The organism is Streptomyces sp. CB00316, from assembly GCF_001905595.1.
GTDB lineage: Bacteria > Actinomycetota > Actinomycetes > Streptomycetales > Streptomycetaceae > Streptomyces.
Map to the genome: position 1 here is coordinate 190447 of NZ_LIXI01000009.1, position 23606 is coordinate 214052.

The 23606-nt window shown below is 68.2% G+C and carries 17 protein-coding genes; 10 read left to right on the plus strand and 7 right to left on the minus strand.

The window, feature by feature from the left end:
- The first annotated feature begins 24 nt into the window (after positions 1-24).
- Positions 25-1215: a hypothetical protein gene (locus AMK21_RS24700; RefSeq protein ID WP_234422039.1), complete on the plus strand. Its 1191-nt coding sequence runs from the start codon at positions 25-27 to the stop codon at positions 1213-1215.
- Between the two features lie 227 nt (positions 1216-1442).
- Positions 1443-2696, plus strand: coding sequence for a serine hydrolase domain-containing protein (locus AMK21_RS24705; protein ID WP_073881365.1), 1254 nt, complete (start codon positions 1443-1445; stop codon positions 2694-2696).
- Between the two features lie 165 nt (positions 2697-2861).
- Here AMK21_RS24705 and AMK21_RS24710 read toward each other — a convergent pair whose 3' ends face one another.
- From AMK21_RS24710 to AMK21_RS24730, 5 genes are all read right to left on the minus strand, one after another.
- Complete coding sequence (locus AMK21_RS24710; RefSeq protein WP_073881366.1) at positions 2862-3302, minus strand: hypothetical protein; 441 nt, start codon at positions 3300-3302, stop codon at positions 2862-2864.
- 387 nt (positions 3303-3689) lie between these two features.
- Complete coding sequence (yjfF, locus tag AMK21_RS24715; protein WP_073881367.1) at positions 3690-4667, minus strand: galactofuranose ABC transporter, permease protein YjfF; 978 nt, start codon at positions 4665-4667, stop codon at positions 3690-3692.
- Positions 4664-5671: an ABC transporter permease gene (locus AMK21_RS24720; protein ID WP_073881368.1), complete on the minus strand. Its 1008-nt coding sequence runs from the start codon at positions 5669-5671 to the stop codon at positions 4664-4666. Before AMK21_RS24720 ends, yjfF begins: the two co-directional genes overlap by 4 nt.
- Positions 5668-7218 (minus strand): sugar ABC transporter ATP-binding protein, encoded by a 1551-nt coding sequence (locus AMK21_RS24725; protein ID WP_073881369.1) that lies wholly within the window; start codon positions 7216-7218, stop codon positions 5668-5670. The genes AMK21_RS24720 and AMK21_RS24725 overlap by 4 nt, the downstream gene beginning before the upstream one ends.
- A 76-nt stretch (positions 7219-7294) precedes the next feature.
- Positions 7295-8269 carry an ABC transporter substrate-binding protein gene (locus AMK21_RS24730; RefSeq protein ID WP_073881370.1) on the minus strand — a complete coding sequence of 325 codons (975 nt, stop codon included), beginning with the start codon at positions 8267-8269 and terminating at the stop codon, positions 7295-7297.
- A gap of 338 nt (positions 8270-8607) precedes the next feature.
- Between AMK21_RS24730 and AMK21_RS24735 the strand changes: the two genes are divergently transcribed.
- From AMK21_RS24735 to araA, 4 genes are all read left to right on the plus strand, one after another.
- Positions 8608-9639 carry a LacI family DNA-binding transcriptional regulator gene (locus tag AMK21_RS24735; protein ID WP_073881371.1) on the plus strand — a complete coding sequence of 344 codons (1032 nt, stop codon included), beginning with the start codon at positions 8608-8610 and terminating at the stop codon, positions 9637-9639.
- 141 nt (positions 9640-9780) lie between these two features.
- The gene (araB, locus tag AMK21_RS24740; RefSeq protein WP_073881372.1) at positions 9781-11457 is read left to right on the plus strand and encodes a ribulokinase; all 1677 of its coding nucleotides are present in this window, start codon (positions 9781-9783) and stop codon (positions 11455-11457) included.
- Positions 11457-12119, plus strand: coding sequence for an L-ribulose-5-phosphate 4-epimerase (locus AMK21_RS24745; protein ID WP_073881373.1), 663 nt, complete (start codon positions 11457-11459; stop codon positions 12117-12119). The genes araB and AMK21_RS24745 overlap by 1 nt, the downstream gene beginning before the upstream one ends.
- 19 nt (positions 12120-12138) lie before the next feature.
- Positions 12139-13629 carry an L-arabinose isomerase gene (gene araA / locus AMK21_RS24750; protein WP_073881374.1) on the plus strand — a complete coding sequence of 497 codons (1491 nt, stop codon included), beginning with the start codon at positions 12139-12141 and terminating at the stop codon, positions 13627-13629.
- Positions 13630-13738: 109 nt separating this feature from the next.
- Here the strand turns inward: araA and AMK21_RS24755 are convergent, their stop codons facing one another.
- Entirely contained in the window at positions 13739-15133 is a 1395-nt protein-coding gene (locus tag AMK21_RS24755) for a family 43 glycosylhydrolase (RefSeq protein WP_251052007.1), read from the minus strand.
- Positions 15134-16267: 1134 nt separating this feature from the next.
- On the opposite strand from AMK21_RS24755, the gene AMK21_RS24760 reads away from it, so the two are divergent.
- The 4 genes from AMK21_RS24760 to mmsB all read left to right on the plus strand — a co-directional run bounded on the left by AMK21_RS24760 (position 16268) and on the right by mmsB (position 22393).
- Positions 16268-17461 carry a family 43 glycosylhydrolase gene (locus AMK21_RS24760; protein ID WP_079181241.1) on the plus strand — a complete coding sequence of 398 codons (1194 nt, stop codon included), beginning with the start codon at positions 16268-16270 and terminating at the stop codon, positions 17459-17461.
- Between the two features lie 947 nt (positions 17462-18408).
- On the plus strand, positions 18409-19518 hold the full coding sequence (gene chvE / locus AMK21_RS24765; RefSeq protein WP_073881375.1) for a multiple monosaccharide ABC transporter substrate-binding protein: 1110 nt from the start codon (positions 18409-18411) through the stop codon (positions 19516-19518).
- Between the two features lie 56 nt (positions 19519-19574).
- Entirely contained in the window at positions 19575-21149 is a 1575-nt protein-coding gene (mmsA, locus tag AMK21_RS24770; RefSeq protein ID WP_107429985.1) for a multiple monosaccharide ABC transporter ATP-binding protein, read from the plus strand.
- A complete protein-coding gene (gene mmsB / locus AMK21_RS24775) occupies positions 21146-22393 on the plus strand; it encodes a multiple monosaccharide ABC transporter permease (protein WP_073881377.1) in 1248 nt (415 codons plus the stop codon). Before mmsA ends, mmsB begins: the two co-directional genes overlap by 4 nt.
- Positions 22394-22468: 75 nt before the next feature.
- On the opposite strand, the gene AMK21_RS24780 is transcribed toward mmsB, so the two are convergent.
- Complete coding sequence (locus tag AMK21_RS24780) at positions 22469-23551, minus strand: aldose epimerase family protein (RefSeq protein ID WP_073881378.1); 1083 nt, start codon at positions 23549-23551, stop codon at positions 22469-22471.
- Positions 23552-23606 lie beyond the last annotated feature (55 nt).

The following is a 23606-nucleotide window of genomic DNA, read 5'->3' on the forward strand; positions in this document are numbered from 1 at the left end:
TGCCCGCGTATCTCTGGACGACTCATGACTCTGTCTCTCACCCGTTCCCTTGTCGCCGCTCGACGACGCCCGCCGTGGCGGCCGGCGCACATCGCCGTGCTCGGGGCTGCTGTCCTGGCGCTGGTCTGCTCGGCCGTCCCGCCGGCCACGGCAGCCGCCCCGTCACCCCACCCGACGCCCAGGACCGTGCGTGCCGACGTGCCGTCCGGAGTGACGGCCGGCGTCGCCGTTTTCGACCGCAGATCCGGCCTTTTCACCGAACAGGTCAACCCCTCCGTGCCTTTCCGTTCGGCCTCCGTCGTCAAGCTCCTGATCGCCCTCGACCTCCTCGGCGACCGCGGCCCCGACGCACTCGGCGCGCAGGACCGCGCCCGCGTCGACGACATGCTGCGCGCCAGTGACGACGACGCGGCCAGCCACTTCTGGGCCGTGAACGGAGGCGGCGCGATCGTCGACCGGATGGTGCGCAAGCTCAGCCTCACCGACACCACCCGCCCTCCGGCGACCCATCCCGGCTACTGGGGGTATACCGCTCTCTCAGCCCGGGACACCGTGAGGATCTACCGGTACCTGCTGGACACCGCGCCCGCCGCGGTGCGCGACTACGTCATGGACGGCCTGCGCTCTTCGACCCGCTGTGCCGACGACGGCTATGACCAGCATTTCGGCATTCCCAGCGCCTTCGAACGTCCCTGGGCGGTGAAGCAGGGCTGGTCGGGCTTCAGCTCGGGTGGTTGCACCACACCGGCCGCGGCCACGCCGACGGCCCGCACCGGTACTTCAGCCGTCGCGGGGGTCGACCTCGGCCGGCCGGCCCTGCACAGCACCGGTACCGTCGGCCCCGACGACCGCGGGATCGTGGCCGTCCTCACCCTGCACCCGGACGGCACCTCGTACGGCAAGGCGTACACCGACCTCGGCCGGCTGACCCGCTCCCTGAACGTGCCCGGGGCCACGCGCCCGGCCGGCACGTGGATCGGCACGTGGGGCGCCGACGTCAACGTCCGCGCGGATTCCACCACGACATCCCGGAAGCTGACGGTGCTGCCCGCCGGCGCCGAGGTCCTGGTGTCCTGCCAGAAGCGGGGTCAGGAGGTCAGCATCCCTCCCTACACCAACGACTGGTGGGCCTACCTGCCGCAGTACGGGGGTTACGTCACCAACATCTATCTGAGCGTTCCCGAGAACCAGGTCCCGGGTCTGAGACCGTGCTGATCCGAACAGTCGACCCGGTCCACCTCGCCTGCCGGGGGCGGACCGTGCCACGCCACCCGGCATCGCGCTCCCGGCCGGTGAAGAGCAGCCGAGCGGTGCCCGGACTGCCCAGACGCCGTACCCCGTGTGCTGGGATTTGTTCCACCTATGCGATACATCCCTTTTGTGGCGCCCGTGATCGATCGCCGCGGCGCTGCCGTACCCATCCGACAGAGAGAGAACCGAGGATGACCGTGCCCCTGCTGTCACGCCGCCGTCTGACCGTGAGTGCCGCTTTGATCGCCGCTCTCGCCGGTGGTCTCGCTCCCGCCACCAGCGCGTCCGCGGCCCCCGCCGCCGACCGGACGCCCGCGCCCGATATGGCCGGCATCGTTGCCGCACTCGAGTCCGCGATGGCCAGCGGGGCGCCGGGGGCGATGGCCCGGTACTCCGGCCCGGACGGGGCCAGAGGAAGGGCCGTCGGCGTCCGTGACCGGGAGTCCGGCGCGGCCATGGACATCCAGGCGCGGTTCCGGATCGGCAGCGTCAGCAAGACCTTCTCCAGCGTCGTGTTGCTCCAACTGGTGGAAGAGGGGCGGCTCAAGCTGGACGCGCCCGTCAACACCTATCTTGAAGGGCTGTTGCCCGACGACCGGATCACGGTCCGTCATCTCGTCACCCATCGCAGCGGCCTGGCCGACTACACCAACGCCATGTTCGACCAGACCGTGCCGGGCTTCGAGGCGGTACGCAACCGGGTGTTCAGCTACCAGGAACTGGTCGACCTCTCCCTCGCCGAACCCCGGACCACCGAGCCCGGTGCCGCGTACAAGTACTCGAACGCCAACTTCGTCGTCGTCGGCATGCTGATCGAGAAGCTGACGGGACGCCCGGTGGCCGACGCCTACCAGCGGCGCATCATCAAGCCGCTGGAGCTGCGCAAAACCGCGTACGTCCATCCCGACACGCGCATGAAGGGCACACACGTGCGGGGCTATCTGCACCCCGACGAGGCTGGTGCGCCGCTCGTCGACTCCACCGAGCAGACCGTGTCCTGGGCGCAGTCCGCGGGCGCCGTCATCTCCAGCCCCGCCGACCTCAACACCTTCACCGGCGCCCTGATGCGCGGCCGGTTGCTGTCTGCGGCGACACTGGCGGAAATGACCACGGTCACGCCGACGGATACCACCAACACCCGGTTCTACGGCCTCGGTCTGCGCCGCTACGACCTGTCCTGCGGCACCCAGGTGTACGGGCACACCGGCACCGTCCAGGGTTTCTACACCTACGCCTTCTCCACCCGCGACGGCCGCCGCAGCCTTTCGGCGTTGGCCAACACCTCCAACCACGGCGCCGCGAACACCGCGCTGGGCGACACCCTGGAGGCCGCCTTCTGCGGCAAGAAGTTGACACCCGCCTCGACCGCGCGCTCCACGGCGCCCTCCGGCGTCCCTGACCTCGCACCGATGCCCGCCGAGCGTGACCTGCCCGAGCGCCACTGAGGTCACTGAGGTCCTACACGACCGGCCGACCCGCCCCTGCGCGTCGGCCGGCCCATAGGGGGCACCGCCCTGCTTGCACGTGGCGCATCGGCGTGAAGAAGTGGCGACGTGAGCGGGACGTTCTCCCAGCCGCGTGGGCCTCGGAGAAGAGCTGCTGATCCCTGGTCAGCGGCGGCCGGAGGCCAGGAAGACGAGGAACTGGCCGCCGCCCGGCTCGATGTCGGCGGTCACCGGCAGCCCGGGTACCAGTCGGGAGAACCGGTCCACCAACCAGTCCGCCGCCTCCTGGGCGTCCCGCCTGGTCGGACAACGGCCCACCATCTCGCGGCCCCCCTTGCGCTCCAGCCTCCCGGCAACGGTGATCAGCGGCGCGGGTTCGACCACGTACAGGCGGTCCGGCCAGGCGATGACCACCTTGACCGCACCCTTGCGGGTGTTGCATCCGCGGTGCGCGAGCCGCTCGGTGACCTTGGCTTTCCGGTCGGCGGTCCGGCTGTCGACGCTGGGCCCCCGCGGGTCGTTCACCGACTTGTCGAGGTCGACCGCTTCGTCGCACACCCAGCACCGCCGGCCGTCGCGCTCGGCCACGTCATCAAGGAGACTCATCCGGGCAGGTTAGCCCAGCCGACCGCGCAGCCCAGGCGTTCGGCGGGCCGGCGACCGCTCGCATCGGCGGTGGCACACAACTGGGTGGGGTGCGCGGTCACCCCGCGGTTCGCAGGTCACAGAGCTTGGCTTCACAGAACTCCGTTCGACGTGGCGCACCTTTGGCCACCGACGCACTCCGTGCCATGCGTGGCGATCCTCGAACCGGCCGAGGGGATCTCATTGCTGACCTATCTCAGTCCCGGACCGGGAGGCCGAGACTGTGGACATGGGATGTGAGCCCGGTGATCTGGCCTGCCTGGATCACCGGGCCGTGCCGAACTCCGCCGCTGATGGCGTTGTGCACGGGTGCCTGACGGGCCGCAGACGTGGCGACCAGCCTCTGGCTCAGGCCTGTCGGCGGACGATCAGACGCTGGAGCACGATGAAAGCTAGCAGGAGCGCACCGATGACGATCTTCGTCCACCAGGAACTGAGGGTGCCTTCGAAGGAGATCAACGACTGCACGGTGCCGAGGACCAGCACCCCCACCACTGAGCCCAGCAGGTAGCCGGTCCCGCCTGCGAGAAGAGTCCCACCTATGACCACGGCGGCGATGACGTCGAGTTCCATGCCGACGGCGTGCAGACCGTAGCCGGAGAGCATGTAGAGGCTGAAGAGCAGGCCGCCCAGTGCGGAGCAGAAGCCGCTCACCACGTAGACGCCGACCTTGGCCCGCCTGGTGGCCAAGCCCATCAGGCGGGCCGACGACTCACTGCCGCCCACGGCGTAGACGGTCCGGCCGAAGCGCGTCAGGTGCAGGACGTACAGCGCGCCCAGGACCACGGCCAGTGCGATCACGACGCTGTAGGTCAGTGTGATGTCACCCGGCAGGGTGATGGCCCCGCTCGCGAACTCACGGAACGCGGGCTCGGTGATGGAGACCGACTCGACACTGATGAGGAAGCACAGCCCGCGGGCCAGGAACATGCCCGCAAGCGTGACGATGAAGGGCTGGACCTCGAAGTGGTGGATGACCAGACCCATGAGCAGACCCAGGGTGGCGCCTGATCCGAGGACAGTGATGATCGAAAGCAGCGGAGGCCAGCCCGCGTTGAGGGTGGCCGCGGCGATCATGGTCGAGAGGGCGGCGACCGCGCCGACGGAGAGGTCGATGCCACCGGTCAGGATGACGAACGTCATGCCCACCGCGAGGACGATGAGGAAGGAGTTGTCGACGAACAGGTTCGCGACCACCTGTCCCGATGCGAAGTTCTCGTAGCGGACCGATCCGGCTCCGAAGGTGACCACGAACACCGCGAAGGTCGCGACCACGGGCAGGAAGCGCTGGGGAAAGCGTGCGGAGGAAAGAGCCATGGTGCTCATCCGGCGGCCACCTCCTGGGAGCGGGACGTAGGAACTGCGGTCTTACGGCGTGTACGGAGCATCTTCGTCGTGCGGGGTGACTGGAGCAGGCAGACGGCGATCACCACGACGGCCTTGAAGACCAGAGTGACGTTGGTCGGGACCCCGATGGTGTAGACGGTGGTGGTCAGCGTCTGGATCACGAGGGCGCCCAGCATGGTCCCCGCGAGGGAGTACCGGCCCCCGGCAAGCGAAGTGCCTCCGATGACGACAGCGAGGATGGCGTCCATCTCGATCCACAGACCGGCGCTGTTGGCGTCTGCGGCGTTCACGTTGGAACTGATCATCAGGCCCGCGACACCCGCGCACAGACCGGCGAAGACGTAGACCGTCCAGATGATCGTGCGTGAGCGTACGCCCGCGAGCTCGCCTGCCCTGGGGTTGATCCCCACGGCTTCGATGAGCATGCCCAAAGCGGTCCGGCGGGTGATGAGGGCGACTGCCGTCAGTACGGCGAGGCTGATCAGGATCGCGATCGGCAGGATGAGGAAGCCCGAGCCGATCTGCCGGTAGAGCGGATCCCTGACGGTGATGATCTGGCCTTCGGTGAGCAGCATGGCGCCGCCACGGCCGGCCGTCATCAGGACCAGGGTGGCGATGATCGGCTGGATGCCGAGGACGGAGACCAGGAAGCCGTTCCACAGCCCGAGCAGGACGCACACGCTCAGAGCCAGCAGGATCGCGGTCGCCGCGTCCCCGCCGCCGGATATGTAGGTGCAGGCGATCGCGCCGGCGATGGCGGCGACGGCACCCACGGACAGATCGATGCCGCGGGTGGCGATGACCAGGGTCATGCCGACGGCGATCAGGAGCGTCGGCGCTCCGTTGCGCAGGATGTCGACCATGCTGCCGAAGAGGTGCCCGTCCTGGATCCGGAGTTCCACGAAGGATGGCTCGACGGCGATGTTGAGGACGATCAGCGCGGCCAGGGCGACGAGCGGCCACAGCAGCCGCCCGCGCGTCACGAAGCCACCGCCGCGGTGTGGTTGTCGCTGGGAGCGGCGATAACGGACATGATCTTGTCCACCGACACGTCATGGCCGGTCAGTTCGGCTACCTTGTGCCGATCGCGCAGGACGACGACCCGGTCGGACACGCGTACCACTTCTTCCAGTTCGGCGGAGATGAACAGCACCGCCATTCCCTCACCCGCGAGGTCGGCCACGACCTTCTGAATGTGCGCCTTGGCGCCGACGTCGATGCCCCGGGTGGGTTCGTCGAGGATGAGCAGGCGGGGCCGGGTGACGAGCCAGCGTGCGAGCAGCACCTTCTGCTGGTTGCCGCCGGAGAGGGTGCTCATGATGGCGTCGGGATCGGCAGGGCGGATGTCCAGCTTCGCTATGTACTCCTTCACCAGAGCGTCGGAGGTGCGCCGTGGGATGGGGCGTGCCCACCCTCGTGCGGCCTGCAGGGCGAGCACGAGGTTGTCGCGGACACTGAGATCGGCGACGACCCCTTCGGCCTTGCGGTCCTCGGAGCAGAAGGCCACGCCCTGGGCGATCATCGCCCGCGGGCCGCGGGGGCGGTGCTCCCTGCCGTCGAACGTGAGAGTTCCGGTATGCGCGCGGTCCGCGCCGAAGAGCAGGCGGGCCAGTTCCGTGCGGCCCGAGCCGAGCAGACCGGCCAGACCGACGACCTCCCCGGCGTGGATCTCCAGGTCGACGGGGGCGATCGCTCCCGTGCGGCCCAGGGCGACGGCGCTGAGCAGCGGCGCGGTGCCGGGAGCCCGGGCCTCCGAACGCCGCTGCACCTCCTCCAGCACTCCCAGTTCGCGGCCGAGCATCGCTGCGACAAGCTCGATGTGGTTCATCTCGGAAGGCAGGTACTCGCCGACGAGTGAGCCGTTGCGCAGGATGGTCATGCGGTCGGCGATCTCGTAGACCTGGTCCAGGAAGTGGGAGACGAACAGGATGGCGACTCCCTCGTCGCGCAGCACGCGCACGATGCGGAAGAGTTCGGCGACCTCATCGCCGTCAAGGCTGGAGGTGGGCTCGTCCAGAACCAGGACGCGTGCGTCCACGACCAGTGCCCTCGCGATCGCCACGAGTTGCTGCACAGCGATCGGGTGGGACCCCAGAACAGAGGCGGGGTCGATGGACAGGCCGACGCGGGTGAGCAGTTCCCTCGCCCGCGCGCGCATGGCCCGTCCGTCGATGTGGCCCAGCCGGCGTGGCTCGCGGCCCAGCAGGATGTTCTCCGCCACCGAGAGGTTGGGCAGGAGATTGACCTCCTGGTAGACGGTGCTGATCCCCGCATCCTGCGCTTGGCCGGGCGCGTCGAAAGCGACCGGTTCGCCATGCAGGTGTATGACGCCTGTCGTCGGAGGGTGCACGCCGGTGAGTGCCTTGATGAGAGTGGACTTGCCTGCCCCGTTCTCGCCCATCAGGGCGTGCACTTCACCGGGCAGCAGGCGGAAGTCGACGCCCGAGAGAGCTTTGACGCCAGGGAACTCGACGCTGATGTCGCGCATGTCGACCACCGGGGTGCCGGTGAGCGCTGAGGAATCGGTCATGACCAGTGCTTTCGTCGTGGGTACGGTTCCTGCCACCACCAGGAGGGGCACGGTGGCAGGAACCGGAGCTCTTCGGTCAGTACTGCCGGTCGGGCAGCGCCTTCTTCGCCTGCTCGGGCGTGAAGGTGGTCTCCTCGGTGACCACACGCTTGGGTACCTTCTCGCCGTTCACGACCTTCTTGGCGAGGTCCATGAGCTGGTCGCCGAGGAGCGGATTGCATTCGACGATGTAGTTGATCTCCCCGTCGGCCAACGCCTGCATACCGTCCTTGACGGCGTCGACAGTGATGATCTTGATGTCCTTGCCGGGCTTCTTGCCGGCCGCCTTGATGGCTTCGATGGCACCCAGGCCCATGTCGTCGTTGTGTGCGTAGACGACGTCGACGTCGGGGTTGGAGCGCAGGATGGCCTCCATGACCTGCTTGCCGCCGGAGCGGGTGAAGTCACCGCTCTGGGATGCCTTGATCTTGATGTCGGGGCGTGCGGCGATCTTCTCCTCGAAGCCCTTCTTGCGGTCGATGGCGGGCGCGGCGCCGGTGGTGCCCTGCAGTTCCACCACGTTGACGGGACCCTTGGTGTTCTCGACGAGCCACTCGCCGGCCTTCTCGCCCTCCTCGACGAAGTCGGAGCCGAGGAACGTCTCATACAGGGTGTCGTCGTCGGAGTCGACCGCGCGGTCGGTCAGGATCACGGGGATGCGGGCCCGCTTGGCCTCCAGCAGTACCGCGTCCCAGCCGGTCTCCACCACCGGGCTGAAAGCGATCACGTCGACCTTCTGCTGGATGTAGGAGCGGATGGCCTTGATCTGGTTCTCCTGCTTCTGCTGAGCGTCGGAGAACTTCAGCTCCACGCCCGCGGTCTTCGCGGACTGCTGGACGGACTTCGTGTTGGCCGTGCGCCAGCCGCTCTCAGCACCGACCTGGGCGAAGCCCATGGTGATCTTGCCGGCCGCGCCGCTGTCGCCGTCCTTGCTCGAGGTGCTGCCCGAGCCACACGCCGTCAGTGTGGCGAGCAGCAGAACGCTGACACCTGTGGCGATCTTCTTCAACACTGCTTCCTCCGTGCTCAACCGTGCTCACTCGGGGTGGCGAGCTTCGCGTGACCGGAGTCACTGGTGCATCAGAGTGAGCGTTCACATCTACCCAGTCAACCCCTGGAACGCCGTAATTTTGCTTGCTCAAGGCAGAGGGGAGGGATGCGATATGTTAACGCTCATTGTTCAAGCGCCGCTGGGAACCAAAGGGCCTGAAGCGCCCCGCAGCCGGATTCCGGCGCCCGCGGGGAGGGGGAGCTGGTTGTCAGCCCCTCGGCCTGGTTAAGGTTCAAGGTGGCGCGTCCCTGCGTGGTCCCTCACAGGTACCGGGCAGGCAGAAACGGCGGAGTCAGGAGATGCAGGTGGAGGACACCTCGGCGGCTACCCGGGTACGCGAGCCGGCGATGACGGATGTGGCACGGCTCGCAGGGGTCTCCCATCAGACCGTCTCCCGCGTCCTCAACGGGCACCCCAACGTCCGGGAGCAGACGCGGCTGAGAGTACGTGCCGCGATCACCGAGCTGGGATACCGGCCCAACCGTGCCGCGCGCACCCTGGTGACCGGCCGGTCCCAGCAGATCGGCGTGGTGGCGCAGAACTCGACCCTGTACGGGCCCACCTCGATGCTGGCCGCCTTCGAACTGGCCGCCGCGGCCCAGGGCTTCGCGGTGAGCGTGCGACGGGTGCGTGTCCTTGACCGCTCGTCCATCGCCGCGGCGGTGGAGCACCACCGCGACCAGCGGGTCGCCGGCATCGTGGTCATCGCACCCACGGCATCCGCCGACGAGGCGCTGGCGGAGATTCCGGCCGATGTTCCGCTCGTCGCCGTCGACGGGGACCCCGACCGGGGCGGAGCGCTGGTCACGGTGGACCAGGAAGCGGGAGCCTTCGCGGCCACCCGACACCTGCTGGACGCGGGGCATCAGACCGTGTGGCACATCTCGGGTCCGCCGGACTGGTTCGATGCCGCGGGCCGGGAGTGCGGATGGCGGCGTGCCCTGCGGGAGGCCGGCGCGGAGGTTCCACCGGTCAGTTCCGCGGACTGGAGCGCGTCCTCCGGCTACCGTGCGGGCCAGATGCTGGCCCGCATGCCGGACGTGACCGCGGTGTTCGCGGCCAACGACCATCTGGCCCTCGGTGCCATCCGCGCCATGGCGGAGCGGGGCCGTGACGTCCCTGGCGACGTGAGCATCGTCGGTTTCGACGACGTGCCCGAGGCCGAGTTCTTCTCGCCCCCGTTGACCACGGTGCGCCCGGACTTCGACGGGGTGGCCACCGAGACCCTCAGTCTTCTGCTGGCCCGGATCGAGGGCGAGTCAGGGCCTTCGCTGCGCACGCTCAACCCCACGCTCATCCCGCGTGAGAGCGTCGCGTCCCCGCGCGGCTGAGCCGCGACTCCGGTCGATCGCTCGAATCCCTGCCTGAGCACGCTCACATGCCGGGACTTTGCTGTCTGTGGATGTCTTGACGCGCAGATTGTTAGCGATAACACTTCGAGTGTCCTTCGACGAACGACTAAAGGTGGCTTCATGGCCGACGAACCTGACTCCCTCGTGGTCGGTGTCGACTACGGCACGCTTTCCGGACGCGCCGTAGTGGTACGGGTCCGGGACGGGGCCGAGCTGGGCACGGGTGTCCATGCCTACCGTCACGGCGTCATCGACCGGTCCCTTCCCGCGACGGGCCAGAGCCTGCCGCCGGACTGGGCACTGCAGGTTCCCGAGGACTACCTCGACGTCCTGCGCATCGCCGTACCGGCCGCGATCGCGGACGCCGGGGTCGATCCAGCTCATGTGATCGGGATCGGGACCGACTTCACCGCCTGCACGATGGTGCCGACCATCCGGGACGGAACCCCGCTCTGCGACCTGCCTGAGCTCGCAGGGAATCCTCACGCCTACGTCAAGCTCTGGCGCCACCACGCCGCCCAGCCGCAGGCCGACCGGATCAACGCGCTGGCCCGGGAGCGCGGGGAGAAGTGGCTGCCGCGTTACGGAGGGCTGATCTCCTCGGAGTGGGAGTTCGCCAAGGCGCTGCAGATGCTGGAGGAGGCGCCCGAGGTGTACGCCGCCATGGACCGGTGGGTGGAGGCCGCAGACTGGATCGTCTGGCGGCTCACCGGGGCGTACGTACGCAACGCCTGCAGCGCCGGTTACAAGGGAATGCGCCAGGACGGCGAGTACCCCGCCTCGGACTTCCTCACCGAACTGAACCCCGCCTTCGCCGACTTCGTGACGGAGAAGCTGGATCAGCCCATCGGTCGGCTCGGCGACAGGGCCGGTGCTCTGAGCGCCGAGGCCGCGGCCTGGACCGGGCTCCCGCAGGGCATCGCGGTTGCCGTCGGAAACGTCGACGCACATGTCACCGCCCCGGCGGCCGGGGCGGTGGAGCCTGGCCAGCTGGTCGCGATCATGGGCACATCCACCTGCCACGTCCTCAACGGCGACACTTTGCGCGAGGTCCCCGGCATGTGCGGCGTGGTCGACGGAGGCATCGTCGACGGGCTGTGGGGTTACGAGGCCGGACAGAGCGGAGTGGGGGACATCTTCGCCTGGTACGTCGACCACCAGGTCCCCGAGGGCTACCACGCGCAGGCTCGGGAACGCGGCCTGTCCGTCCACGAACTGCTCACCGAACTGGCCGCGAACCAGGAGGTCGGTGAGCACGGGCTGATCGCCCTCGACTGGCACAGTGGCAACCGCTCGGTGCTGGTCGACCACGAGCTGTCCGGAATGGTCGTGGGGCAGACGCTGTCCACCCGGCCCGAGGACATCTACCGTGCTCTGCTCGAAGCCACCGCGTTCGGCACGCGCACGATCGTGCAGACCTTCACCACCGCGGGCGTACCCGTGGACGAACTCATCGTCGCCGGCGGCCTGGTGCGCAACGCGTTCCTGATGCAGCTCTACTCCGACGTCCTCGGCCTGCCGCTGTCGATCATCCGCTCCGCCCAGGGGCCGGCCCTCGGATCGGCGCTCCATGCGGCGGTGGCCGCAGGTGCGCACCGTGATGTCCGAGCCGCCGCTGCTGCCATGGGCTCGGTCGACCGAGCCGTCTACCGGCCCCGTCCCGCGGAAGCCGCCGCCTACGACCGGCTCTTCGCCGAATACGTCGCCCTGCACGACCACTTCGGCCGGGGCGGCAGCGACGTCATGCGCAGACTACGGGCCATGCGCCGCTCTGCCATCGAATCGAAGGAGAAGTGATGGGCGCCGTCGACAGCGTGATGAACCTCCGGCAGACCGTCGCCGGCCTGCACCGCGAACTGACGCGATACGGGCTGGTGATCTGGACCGCCGGAAACGTCTCGGCCCGCGTTCCGGGGGAGGACCTCATGGTCATCAAGCCCTCCGGCGTGTCCTACGACGACCTGAGCCCGGACACCATGGTCGTGACCGACCTGCACGGCAACCTGGTGGAGGGCGATCTGGCGCCGTCCTCGGACACCGCCGCCCACGCCTACGTCTACCGGCACATGCCCGAGGTCGGCGGTGTGGTTCACACACACTCGCCCTACGCCACCGCTTGGGCCGCGCGCGGGGAACCCATCCCGTGTGTCCTGACCATGATCGCCGACGAGTTCGGCGGCGAGATCCCGGTCGGCCCCTTCGCGCTCATCGGTGACGACTCCATCGGACGCGGCATCGTGGACACCCTCCGTGACAGCCGCTCGCCCGCCGTCCTCATGCGCGGCCACGGCCCCTTCACCGTCGGCCGGGACGCGCGTTCGGCCGTGAAAGCGGCCGTCATGGTCGAGGACGTGGCCCGCACCGTCCACTTCGCCCACCAGCTCGGTACCCCGGACGCCATCGACCCGGCCGCCGTTGACCGGCTCTACGAGCGCTACCAGAACGTCTACGGCCAGTGAGCCCACGAGGGGAAGACCGATGAACAGCACAACCCAGCCGCAGATCTGGTTCCTGACGGGAAGCCAGCACCTCTACGGCCCCGAGACCCTGAACCAGGTGGCGGAGCAGTCGGCCAGGATCCAGGAGATGCTGGCCGCTTCCGGTCGGATCGGCGCCGACATCGTCGGAAAGGCGGTCCTGACCGAGGCCTCCGCCATCAGGCAGACCCTGGAGGCGGCCAACACCGACCCGTCCTGCGTCGGGGTGATCGCGTGGATGCACACCTTCTCTCCGGCGAAGATGTGGATCTCCGGGCTCGACGCGCTGCGTAAGCCGCTGCTGCACCTGCACACCCAGCTCAACCGGGAACTGCCGTGGTCGTCCATCGATATGGACTTCATGAACCTCAACCAGGCCGCCCACGGCGACCGGGAGTTCGGCTACATACAGACCCGCATCGGGATGGCCCGCAAGACCGTGGTGGGTCATGTGTCCGATCCGGAGGTCGTCAGGCGGGTCGACGACTGGGTCCGGGCGGCTATCGGCTTCCATCGCATGCGGTATCTCCGCCTGGCGCGCTTCGGCGACAACATGCGCGACGTTGCCGTGACCGAGGGCGACAAGGTGGAGGCGGAACTCCGGTTCGGCGTCAGCGTCAACACCTACGGCGTCAACGACCTTGTCGAACTCGTCGACGCCGTCAGCGCCGGGGAGATCGACGATCTCGTCGGCGAGTACTCCGACCTCTACTCTCTGGCAACGGAGTTGAAGCCAGGTGGTGATCGCCACCCCTCACTGCGCTACGCGGCGGCCATCGAGGCCGGCCTGCGTCGGTTCCTCGTGGAGGGCGGTTTCGGCGCCTTCACCACCAACTTCGAGGACCTCGGCGGACTGCGCCAACTGCCCGGCCTGGCCGTCCAGCGCCTCATGGCCGACGGGTACGGCTTCGGCGGCGAGGGCGACTGGAAGACCTCCGCGCTGCTCGCCGCCGCGAAGGCCATGGGCCCGCGAGCTTCGTTCATGGAGGACTACACCTACCACTTCGGGCCAGGTACGCCCAGGACCCTCGGCGCGCACATGCTGGAGGTGTGTCCCTCGATCGCGGACGCCCAGCCGTCCTGTGAGGTCCACCCCTTGTCGATCGGAGGGCGTGAGGACCCCGTGCGCCTGGTGTTCGACGCCGCCGCGGGCCCTGCCACGGTGATCGGCCTGGCCGACATGGGCGACCGCTTCAGGCTGGTGGCCAACGACATCGATGTCGTGTTGCCGGACGAGCCGCTTCCGTGCCTGCCGGTGGCGCGGGCGGTGTGGGAGCCGCGCCCTTCGCTGTCCACGTCGGCCGAGTGCTGGCTGATGGCCGGCGGCCCGCACCACACGGTCCTCACCACGGTGGGGTCGGACGTCCTGCGTGACTTCGCGCAGATGGCCGGCACCGAGCTGGTGATGATCGACGACACCACGACGGCCCACGACTTCGCGGACCGTCTGCGCTGGAATCAGGCGTACCACCGGCTGGCCCAGCGAATGTGACCCAAACCGAAGCGTGACCCGTTCCGCTCCCATGTGAAGGAGCCCCGCCCGCCGGGCGGGGCTCCTTCACATGGGAGCGGAACGGGTGCCAGGTCCTGCCACGGGGCGCCTACTCGACGGAGTAGGTGGCGTCGGCCCGGTCCAGCGCCGAGTTCACCGGCTGCACGTGCAGAAGACTGTCGTAGTGCCGAAGGTAGCGGCCGGGGTAGTTGAACGACTCGAAGGAGAGACCGACCGCCGCGTCGGCCAGGCCCGGCCTGCGGCGATACGAGGCGTCGGCCGAGAAGAGAGAGGATCCGTCGTTCCTCTCCAGCCAGACCTCGAAGCCCTTGTGGCGCAGATAGTGGCCGGGGAAGTTCGCCGACTCAAGGGAGACGGTGCCGTTGCCGGTCAGCCCGTCGACGACACGGAACTGCGAGTCGGCGAGGTCGGTGACGTTCGCCTCCACCCGAGCCCGCAGGCCTGAGTGGCGGATGTACCGATCGGGGAAGTTGAACGACGAGAGGCGGACGGGGGTGGGGCCTTCGGCGACGGGCACGCCGAAATTGGGAGTGCCGTCGCTGTTCCAGTACAGCTTCTGCATCCGGGTCTGCCGGTTGGGGTCGTTCAACGGGTCGCCGCTGATGTCCCGGTAGGTGCGGGAGTGGTAGACCATGACGTCCGACGCACCGTTCTCGGAGACGGTGAAGGAGTTGTGGCCCGGACCGTACTGGCTCGTCGCCACGTTGCTGGTGAAGACGGGGGTGGGCTTCTTGGACCAGGAGGCGGGGTTGAGCAGATCGGACGTCCGGTCGGCCGTCAGGAGGCCCAGGCAGTAATTGCTGTCGGTCGCACTGGCGGAGAAGGTCATGAAGACCTTGTCGCCCTTGCTGATGAAGGCCGGCCCCTCGTTGACCCGGTGGCCTCTCGTCTCCCACGCGTGGGTGGGGGAGGCGATTCGGGCGGGGCGGCCGCTGATGGTCCAGGGATTGGACATCCGCGCGATGTAGATGCCCGTGCCGTCACCGACAGCGGGATCGGCCTGTGCCCAGCTCAGATAGCGGATGCCGTTGTGCACGAAGGTGGTTGCGTCCAGGGAGAAGGTGTTCAGCGGCAGGCTGATCCGGCCCTTCTCGGTCCAGGCGCCGGTGAGCGGATTGGCTGACCCCGACTCGAGTACGTACGGACGGATCGCCCAGGGGTCTTCGGCGGGGGCCGCGGCGAAGTACACGTACCACTTGCCGTCGATGAAGTGGATCTCCGGAGCCCAGATGTGCGCGCCCATGTCACCGCTGGCGTGCTTGGTCCAGATCGTTGTCTCAGGGGCGGTCGACAACCCCTGCAGCGTGGTGGCGCGGCGAAGGACGATGCGGTCGTAGGCGGGAACGGTCGCCGTGTAGTAGTAGTAGCCGTCCGTGTGCTTGTGGATGTGCGGGTCGGCGCGCTGCTGGGCGATCGGATTCACGAACGTTGCCGCGGGGGTGGGAGCAGCCGCTGCGGCGGGAGCGGGAATACCGGCCGACAACACGGCCAGGACGGCCGACGCGGTGAGCAGGCCACGACTTCTGAGTCTCACGGATTCTCCTTCGTCGATGATGCGAGGACGGCAGCGGATCGGTGTCCAGTGTTCGCCGTGGCGAGAGGCGTGGGCGTGGTGCCGATGCCCGCGCGGGGAAGAGCGAAGGGCGCCGGGAAGGCAGAGCCCAGGATCGGGCAACCGCATTCTCGGTGGTCGGCTCGGCGGTGGCTCTCCGAGGACGGCGCGGTCACGAACGTCCTTTTGCGGGATCTCAGTGGTGTGAACGTTAACAGCGCTCGTTCCAGGGCTCAATCCCTCGGAAACAACTCCTCGCGTCTCCCGTACTCCGTGGCGTGCTGCTCCCGTCGGTCGGTGCGCGCCGACGCCAGCGCTCCGCGGTCGCCAAACCTGGCGAGAAACGTCGTCCCCCGCGTCGACGGCGAGGTGGTGTGGTGAAGGAGGGCGGCTCCGCAGCTCGCCCGTTAACGTGTCGGTGGGGGTGAACTCCCAACCACCCGCCGATTGTTATCGGTAACAGAAGGGTTGTCGGTGGCGGACGCCTGCGCTACGTTACGTGCTGCTCACCGTCGTGGGTCCGGCCCCCGCACCCACCGCGCGCAAGGTGCTCACGAGGAGTACTCGCAGGTCTCCGCGTCGGGCCGGTCCAGGGAACCGTCGCTGCCGGGCCACGGACACCGAGCGCCTTCTTGGCGGTCGTGAAATCGAGAGACCCGGCTTGCGCAGCCCGAAAGCACCGCGGTTCAACGGCGTCATACCACCCACACGCACGACTGCTTCGCCCTGCCTGCCTCACGGCATCGCAGAGGGAACCGACGCGTTTTGATCTCCCTTCGGAAAGCGGGCCGGGGCGCCCCGCCTCCCCCTGCCCGCCCCCACACGCCAATGGATTCCCCAGGAGAAGACCTCATCGGAGACTGCTCGCCCGCCGGCTCGTCGCGGCTGCGCTCGCCGCCGCCTCCGGGACGGTGCCCGCACAAGGCACGGTGTCATTCGCTCGGCAACCATCATGGGCAGGACGGCTTCTTCTGTTCGCGGTGGCCCTCGTCACCGTTGTGAACATCAACCTCGTCGCATCCCCCCCGGGCCGAGGCGGCGCCCGGCCCCTCCTTCACCAATCCCGTGGTCGGCGCACCGAACAGCGCCGACCCGACCTTGGTACACCACGAGGGCTTCTACTACTACGTCGCCACCACGTGGTCGTCCGACGTCGTCATGCGCCGGTCGCCGACTCTCGCCGGTCTGCGCGACGCACCGGAGCGACTGGTCTTCCGTACCGGTGGGACTGCGATGTGGGCACCGCACCTGGAGATGGTCGGCGACCGCTGGTGCCTCTACTACTCGATCGAGCAGAGCGGCGGGCCCCGTAGGACGCACGTCCTGGAGAGTTCCGGGCGTGATCCGCTGGGGCCGTACACCTGCCGAGGCATCATCGACCTCATGCCCGACAACGGCTGGGCCATCGACGCGAGCCTGCTCAAGCTCAACGGTGGCCTCTACATGACGTTCTCGGCATTCTCCCCGCAGGACAATCTGCGGTCGATCCACATCGCGCCCATGGCGAATCCGTGGACCGCAGCCGCGACCGGGACGCGGATCTCGGCCCCGACCCTGGCCTGGGAGCGGCAGGACGGTGCGGTCAACGAGGGGGCCTTCGCCCTGCAGCGTGGCGGCCGTACCTTTCTCACCTACTCGGCCAGCCACTGCAACGGCCCCAACTACAAGCTGGGCATGCTGGAGTACCGTGGCGGCAGTCCTCTCGCCGCCGCGTCGTGGACCAAACACGCCGCGCCGATATTCCAGCGCGACGCCGCCGCAGGCGTTTTCGGGCCGGGGCACCACTCGTTCTTCTCCTCGCCCGAAGGCAGCGAGACCTGGATCGCCTACCACGCGAACTCCTCGGCCGGCCAGGGCTGCGGCACCTCGCGCACGACCCGCGTACAGAAGATCTCCTGGAAGGCGGACGGCACCCCGGATCTCGGCACCCCGGTGTCCACCTCAACCGCCGTCCAGGGACCTTCTGGCGAGGCGGGCGTCGCTGCGGCACCGGTCGTGCTTCGCAACCGGCACAGCGGCCTGTGCCTGGACGACCGTGATTGGGCGACCACGCCCGGGGCTGCCGTACAGCAGGGGACCTGTAGCGGAGCGGCGGTTCAGGACTGGGCCCTGACGCCGGTGAGCGACGGCTACTACCAGGTCGGCAACCGGCACAGTGGTCTGTGCCTGGACAACTACAACTGGGGGACCGCGCCCGGTGCCGAGGTCCGGCAGTGGACGTGCAACGGAAACAACCCCCAGCAATGGAACATCGGCTGATCATGATGTTCCGGGCCTGACCGTCCGCGCCGTGTCGGCAGGTCCGCACGTCGTACGCGGCATGAACCCCACCCGATGCCGCCACCGACCCGGTAGCCATCGGGCGCGGGCGGTCTGGTGGTGGTGCCGGATCGCGGCGTCCACCGCGATGAAGCGGTGGGTGACGCGGACCGCGACGTCGGCATGTGAGGCATTCTCGGAGGCCGCCGGTCGCCGTGCGTCAATGTGCTCTCCGGATCGGCTGGCCGGGCGTGCGGTCGGTGGTGACGCCGTACCGCGGCAGGTGGCTCACAAGGGCCCTCAACCCAGCATCCCTACATTGTTAACGTTCCCAATCAAGGTCGGCAAGAGTCTCACATCCTGTAGTGGACCGTCTCGGCCGGGCAGGCCCTCGCGCGCCCCGACGCCGCACGCGCACCGGCTTCGGCCGGCCGGCGGCGGTCAGTGCGACCGCGTGCGTGTCGGCGGCTGGGGGGTGTCCGGCGGACGGCTCGCGGCGGGCCTCCCGGGGCACGGCGCCTACCGGAAGCCTGTCCTGTCGATCGGCGAGCCGGCGGCCGCGTGGCGTCCCCCCGCCGAGGTCATGTCGATGCCGGATGCAGCAGCCCTCTGTTCGGAGTCCTGGGGGGCCGGCGTACCGGTGCGTCGGGTCACGTGTGCCACGCTGGGGCGCCGTCCGGAGGCAGGCAGCCCGCGGTGTCGGTGAGAAACCTCTGCGGGATGCCCCGGTTTTGCCCCGTTCTTCGCGTCGTCGGGCGTGCATCGCCCCGAGAAAAAGCCTGGTTCCTCTTGTACTGCGGCGATGCGCGCGCTAACAATCAAGCTCGACCGAGGCTGTCGAACCCCGACCGTCTCCGCGACGAGGCCCGGTGGTACGAGGACATGTGCTGCCGCCGAAGCCCTTCGGGACGGAAACACCCTCAACGACGAGATTGCCAGGTAAGCCCATGACGAACTTCCGAGCCGCATCCCTCCTCCTCGCCGTAACCACCAGCTGCGCCCTGCTCCTGACGGCCTGTGGGCGCAGCAGCGAGGGAGGAAGTCAGGAGTCGAAGGACGAGAAGGACCTCACCATCGGGATCTCCATGCCTACCAAGTCCTCCGAAAGGTGGATCGCGGACGGCGCCAACATGACCGCGGGCCTGAAGAAGAGCGGATTTCGCACCAACCTGCAGTACGGGGAGGACGACCCCGACCAGCAGGTGGCCCAGATCGAGAACATGATCACCCAAGGTGTCGACGCCTTGGTCGTGGCGGCCATCAACGGTGAGGCGCTGTCCAACGTCCTGCAACAGGCGGCGGACGCCCGCATCCCGGTGATCTCCTACGACCGGCTCATCCTGGGATCTCCGCACGTCGCCTACTACGCCTCCTTCGACAACGAGAAGGTCGGCAAGCTCCAAGCCACCTACATCGTCGAGAAGCTGGGCCTGAAGGACGGCTCGAAGAAGGGCCCCTTCAACATCGAGCTGTTCGCCGGCTCGAACGATGACAACAACACCAAGTACTTCTTCAACGGCGCGATGGAGGTGCTGAAGCCCTATCTCGACAAGAAGCAGCTTGTCGTACGTTCCCAGCAGACCCGGCTCGCCCAGGTCACCACGTTGCGCTGGGACGGAGGCACGGCACAGAAGCGCATGGACGACCTGCTGACCTCCGCCTACTCCACGGCCAGGGTCGACGCAGTGCTGTCCCCGTACGACGGCATCTCGATCGGCATCCTGTCCGCCCTGAAGTCCGACGACTACGGAAGTCCGGCCAAGCCGTTGCCGATCGTCACCGGTCAGGACGCCGAGGTCGCCTCCGTGAAGTCGATCATCGCGAACCAGCAGACCCAGACCGTGTACAAGGACACGCGCGCACTGGCGAAGGTCGCTTCGGACATGGTGATCGCCGTCCTCGACGGCAAGAAGCCCGAGATCAACGACGAGAGCACGTACGACAACGGCAAGAAGGTGGTACCGGCCTACCTGCTCGACCCGATCAGCGTCGACAAGGCGAACTACCGGAAGGTTCTGGTCGACTCCGGCTACATCAAGGCCGAGGAGCTCCGTTGAGCTCCGCCGCATTCGCCTCGTCCTCGAAAGTGCCTCCGGCCGACCCTGTTCTGGAGATGCGGGCCATCGTCAAGACCTTCCCCGGTGTCAGGGCTCTGTCGGAAGTGACCCTGTCCGTGAAGCGGGGTGAGGTTCACGCTCTGTGCGGAGAGAACGGCGCCGGCAAGTCGACGCTGATGAAGGTCCTGTCCGGCGTGCATCCGCACGGGAGCTACGAGGGTGAGGTCCTCTTCGACGGGGAACCGTGCCGCTTCAAGGACATCAGGGCCAGTGAGCGGCACGGCATCGTCATCATCCATCAGGAACTCGCACTCGTTCCCTACTTGTCCATCGCCGAGAACATCTTCCTCGGCAACGAGCCGTCGCGACGAGGCATCATCGACTGGCGCGAAGCGCTGAGGCGTGCCGCCGCACTGCTGCGGCGCGTGGGTCTCGACGAACACCCCGAGACCCGGGTGGCCGACATCGGCGTGGGCAAGCAGCAGCTCGTGGAGATCGCGAAGGCGCTGGCGAAGGACGTCCGGTTGCTGATCCTCGACGAACCCACCGCAGCCCTCAACGACGAGGACAGCGCGAAACTGCTGCGGCTGATGCGGGAACTGAAAGACCAGGGCATCACTTCCATCATCATCTCGCACAAGCTCAACGAGATCGCGCAGATCGCCGACTCCGTCACCATCCTGCGTGACGGACGCTCCATCGAGACCTTGGACGTCAGGGACCCGGCCACCACCGAGGACCGCATCATCCGAGGCATGGTGGGGCGGAGCCTGGACAGTCGCTTCCCCGACCGCACCCCGTACAAGGGCCCGGCCGACGTCGACCCGGTCCTGGAGATCCGGGACTGGACCGTACGCCACCCCCTGGACCACAGCCGCAAGGTCGTCGACCGGGTCTCGCTCCGGGTCCGCCGCGGCGAGATCGTCGGCGTCGCGGGGCTCATGGGCGCCGGCCGGACGGAACTCGCGATGAGCGTCTTCGGCCGCTCCTACGGCCGCTACGAGCAGGGGACCGTTCTCAAGGACGGCCGAGCGGTGCGCACCCGCACGGTTCCCGAAGCGGTCGCCAACGGCATCGCGTACGTCACCGAGGACCGCAAGCACTACGGCCTCAACCTGGAGGACTCCGTGAGCCGGAACATCTCGCTCGCGTCCCTCCGCACGCTCGCCCGCAGGGGCATCGTCGACGCCCACGAGGAGCGCAGAGTCGCCGAACGGTACCGGCGGACCATGGGCATCAAGGCTCCGAACGTCCTCGAACCGGTCGGCCGACTTTCCGGCGGCAACCAGCAGAAGGTCGTTCTCAGCAAGTGGATCCTTGCCGGACCCGATGTACTCATCCTCGACGAGCCCACCCGCGGCGTCGACGTGGGGGCCAAGTTCGAGATCTACACCGTGATCGACCGACTCGCCGCCGAGGGCAAGGCCATCCTCCTCATCTCCTCCGAACTGCCCGAACTGCTCGGCATGTGCGACCGGGTCTACACCATGGCCGCCGGCCGGTTGACCGGCGAAGTCACCCGCGAGGACGCCACCCAGGAAGTGCTGATGCGGCACATGACGCAGGACGTTCCCGCGCCGTCCGCAGTCGGCGCACGCACCGCCACCCCCAACGAAGGACATCAGGAATGAGCACCCCCGCCACCACGAAGTCGACCGCTCCGGCGCCTCAGGGGGACGGTGTCGCCCAGCCCGGCGGGGCGCATGTGGCTCGTGCGCTTCTGGACGGCGTCCGGCGGAACATGCGCCAGTACGGGATGCTCCTCGCGCTCGGACTGATCGTGCTTCTGTTCCAGGTCTGGACGGGAGGAGACCTCCTGCTGCCGCGCAACGTTTCCAACCTGGTGCTGCAGAACAGCTACATCCTCATCCTGGCCATCGGCATGATGATGGTCATCATCTCCGGGCACATCGACCTGTCAGTAGGCTCACTGATGGCCCTGGTAGGTGGCGTGGGGGCCGTGCTCATGGTCGAGCACCATCTCTCCTGGCCCGTCGCGGTGATCCTCGCCCTCCTGCTGGGGGCCGTCGCGGGTGCGCTCCAAGGGTTCTTCATCGCGTACGTGGGCATACCGTCGTTCATCGTGACGCTCGCCGGCATGCTTCTGTTCCGGGGGCTCACGGAGATCTTCCTCCAGGGCCAGACACTCGGCCCGTTCCCGGAGGGACTGCAGAAGATCGCCAACGGTTTCCTGCCGGAAGCGGGGCCGCAGACCAACTACCACAACCTGACCCTCCTCCTCGGCCTGGGGCTGATCACCTTCGTCGTGTTCCAGGAGGTGCGAGACCGTCGGCGCCGGCGGGAGTTCGCACTGGAATCGCTCCCCACCAGCCTCTTCGCGCTGAAGGTGACGGCGTTGGTCGCCGCCGTACTGGTCACGACCCTGTTGCTCGCCAGCTACAAGGGCGCTCCTGTCGTACTCCTCATCCTGGCCGTGCTGCTCGTCGGCTTCGGTTACGTGATGCGCAACGCGGTGATCGGCCGCCACGTGTACGCGGTGGGGGGAAACCTGCCCGCCGCGAAGCTGTCCGGGGTCAAGGACAAGAAGGTGACCTTCGTGGTGTTCCTCAACATGGGAATGCTCGCGGCGCTCGCCGGACTCGTGTTCGCGGCCCGCTTCAACGCGGCCTCGCCCAAGGCGGGCGTGAACTTCGAACTGGAGGCCATCGCCGCCGCGTTCATCGGCGGGGCCTCGATGAGCGGTGGCGTGGGGACCGTGACAGGCGCCATCATCGGCGGCCTGGTCCTCGGCGTGCTCAACAACGGCATGAACCTGGTCGGGGTGGGCACCGACTGGCAGCAGGTCATCAAGGGCCTCGTGCTGCTCGCGGCGGTCGGATTCGACGTATGGAACAGGCGCAGAGCGGGCCTCTGAATCCGACCCGGGTCGGTGGCTGTGCCCGCCGTCGACCACCGGCGGGCACAGCCACCTCGGCATGTCCCTGAGCGGTCAGCCGCGGACACCGAATCGCAGGACCGTCGTCGACCGGTACTCATCGCCGGTGCGGAGCACCGTGGACGGGTCGCCGGGGCGGTTCGGGGAGTCGGGGAAGTGCTGGGTCTCCAACGCGATACCGGCTCCCGCCCGGTAGGGCGTTCCGCTCTTACCGACGACGGTTCCGTCGAACTGTCCGGCCGTGTAGACCTGCAGGCCGGGCTCGGTGGTGAACACCTCCATGCACCGGCCCGTGGCCGGCGCACGGAGGACGGCCGCACGGCGCAGCGTGCCGTCGCCGTCCGGGGTCAGTACGAAGTTGTGGTCGTACCCCCCGCCCGCCGGCATGGGCCGATGCTCGGAGCCGGCCAGCGCCTCGGAGAGCTTGAGAGGGCTGCGGAGGTCGAACGCGGTACCGGAGACGGGGAGATGCTCCCCGTGCGGAAGGAGATCTCCGTCGACCGGTGTGTAGTGGGAGGCGTCGACGGCCAGCTCGTGATCGAGGATGTCACCGGCGCCCTCGCCTTCGAGGTTGAAGTAGGCGTGGTTGGTGAGATTGACCGGCGTGGCGGCGTCGGTGACCGCCGCGTAGGTGAGTGTGAGTTCGTCGTTCCGGCCTATGAGGTAGCTGACCGTGACGTCCAGGTTTCCCGGAAAGCCCTGATCGCCGTCAGGGCTGCGGAGGTGCAGGATTACCCCGGTCCGCTCCGGAGTGTGCACGCTTTCGGCTTCCCAGATCCGGGTGTCGAACCCGTCGGTTCCACCGTGCAGGGAATGGCCGTTCTCCTGCGTGGTCAGCTGGTACGGCGTGCCGTCCAGGGTGAACCGGCCGTGGGCGATGCGGTTGGCGTACCGGCCCACCGTGGCTCCGAAGTACCGGGCGGCGGCGGTCGACTCGCCCGGTTCGCGGGGCGCGAGGACGACATCGGCCGGACGGCCGTGCCGGTCCGGCACCCACAGTCCGTGGATGCGGGCGCCATGGGTGTGCACTTCCGCCGTGAGTCCCCCGGCGAAGCCGAAGGTCCAGCGTTGCCCGGCTGCCGGGTCGGGGCGACACACCGGAGGGCCTCCGGCGAAAGGGGGCGAGGACGGGTTCATGGAGCTCCTTGACCACAGGGGGGACAGCGGCAGAGGGCGAGGGGTGTCGGCGGGC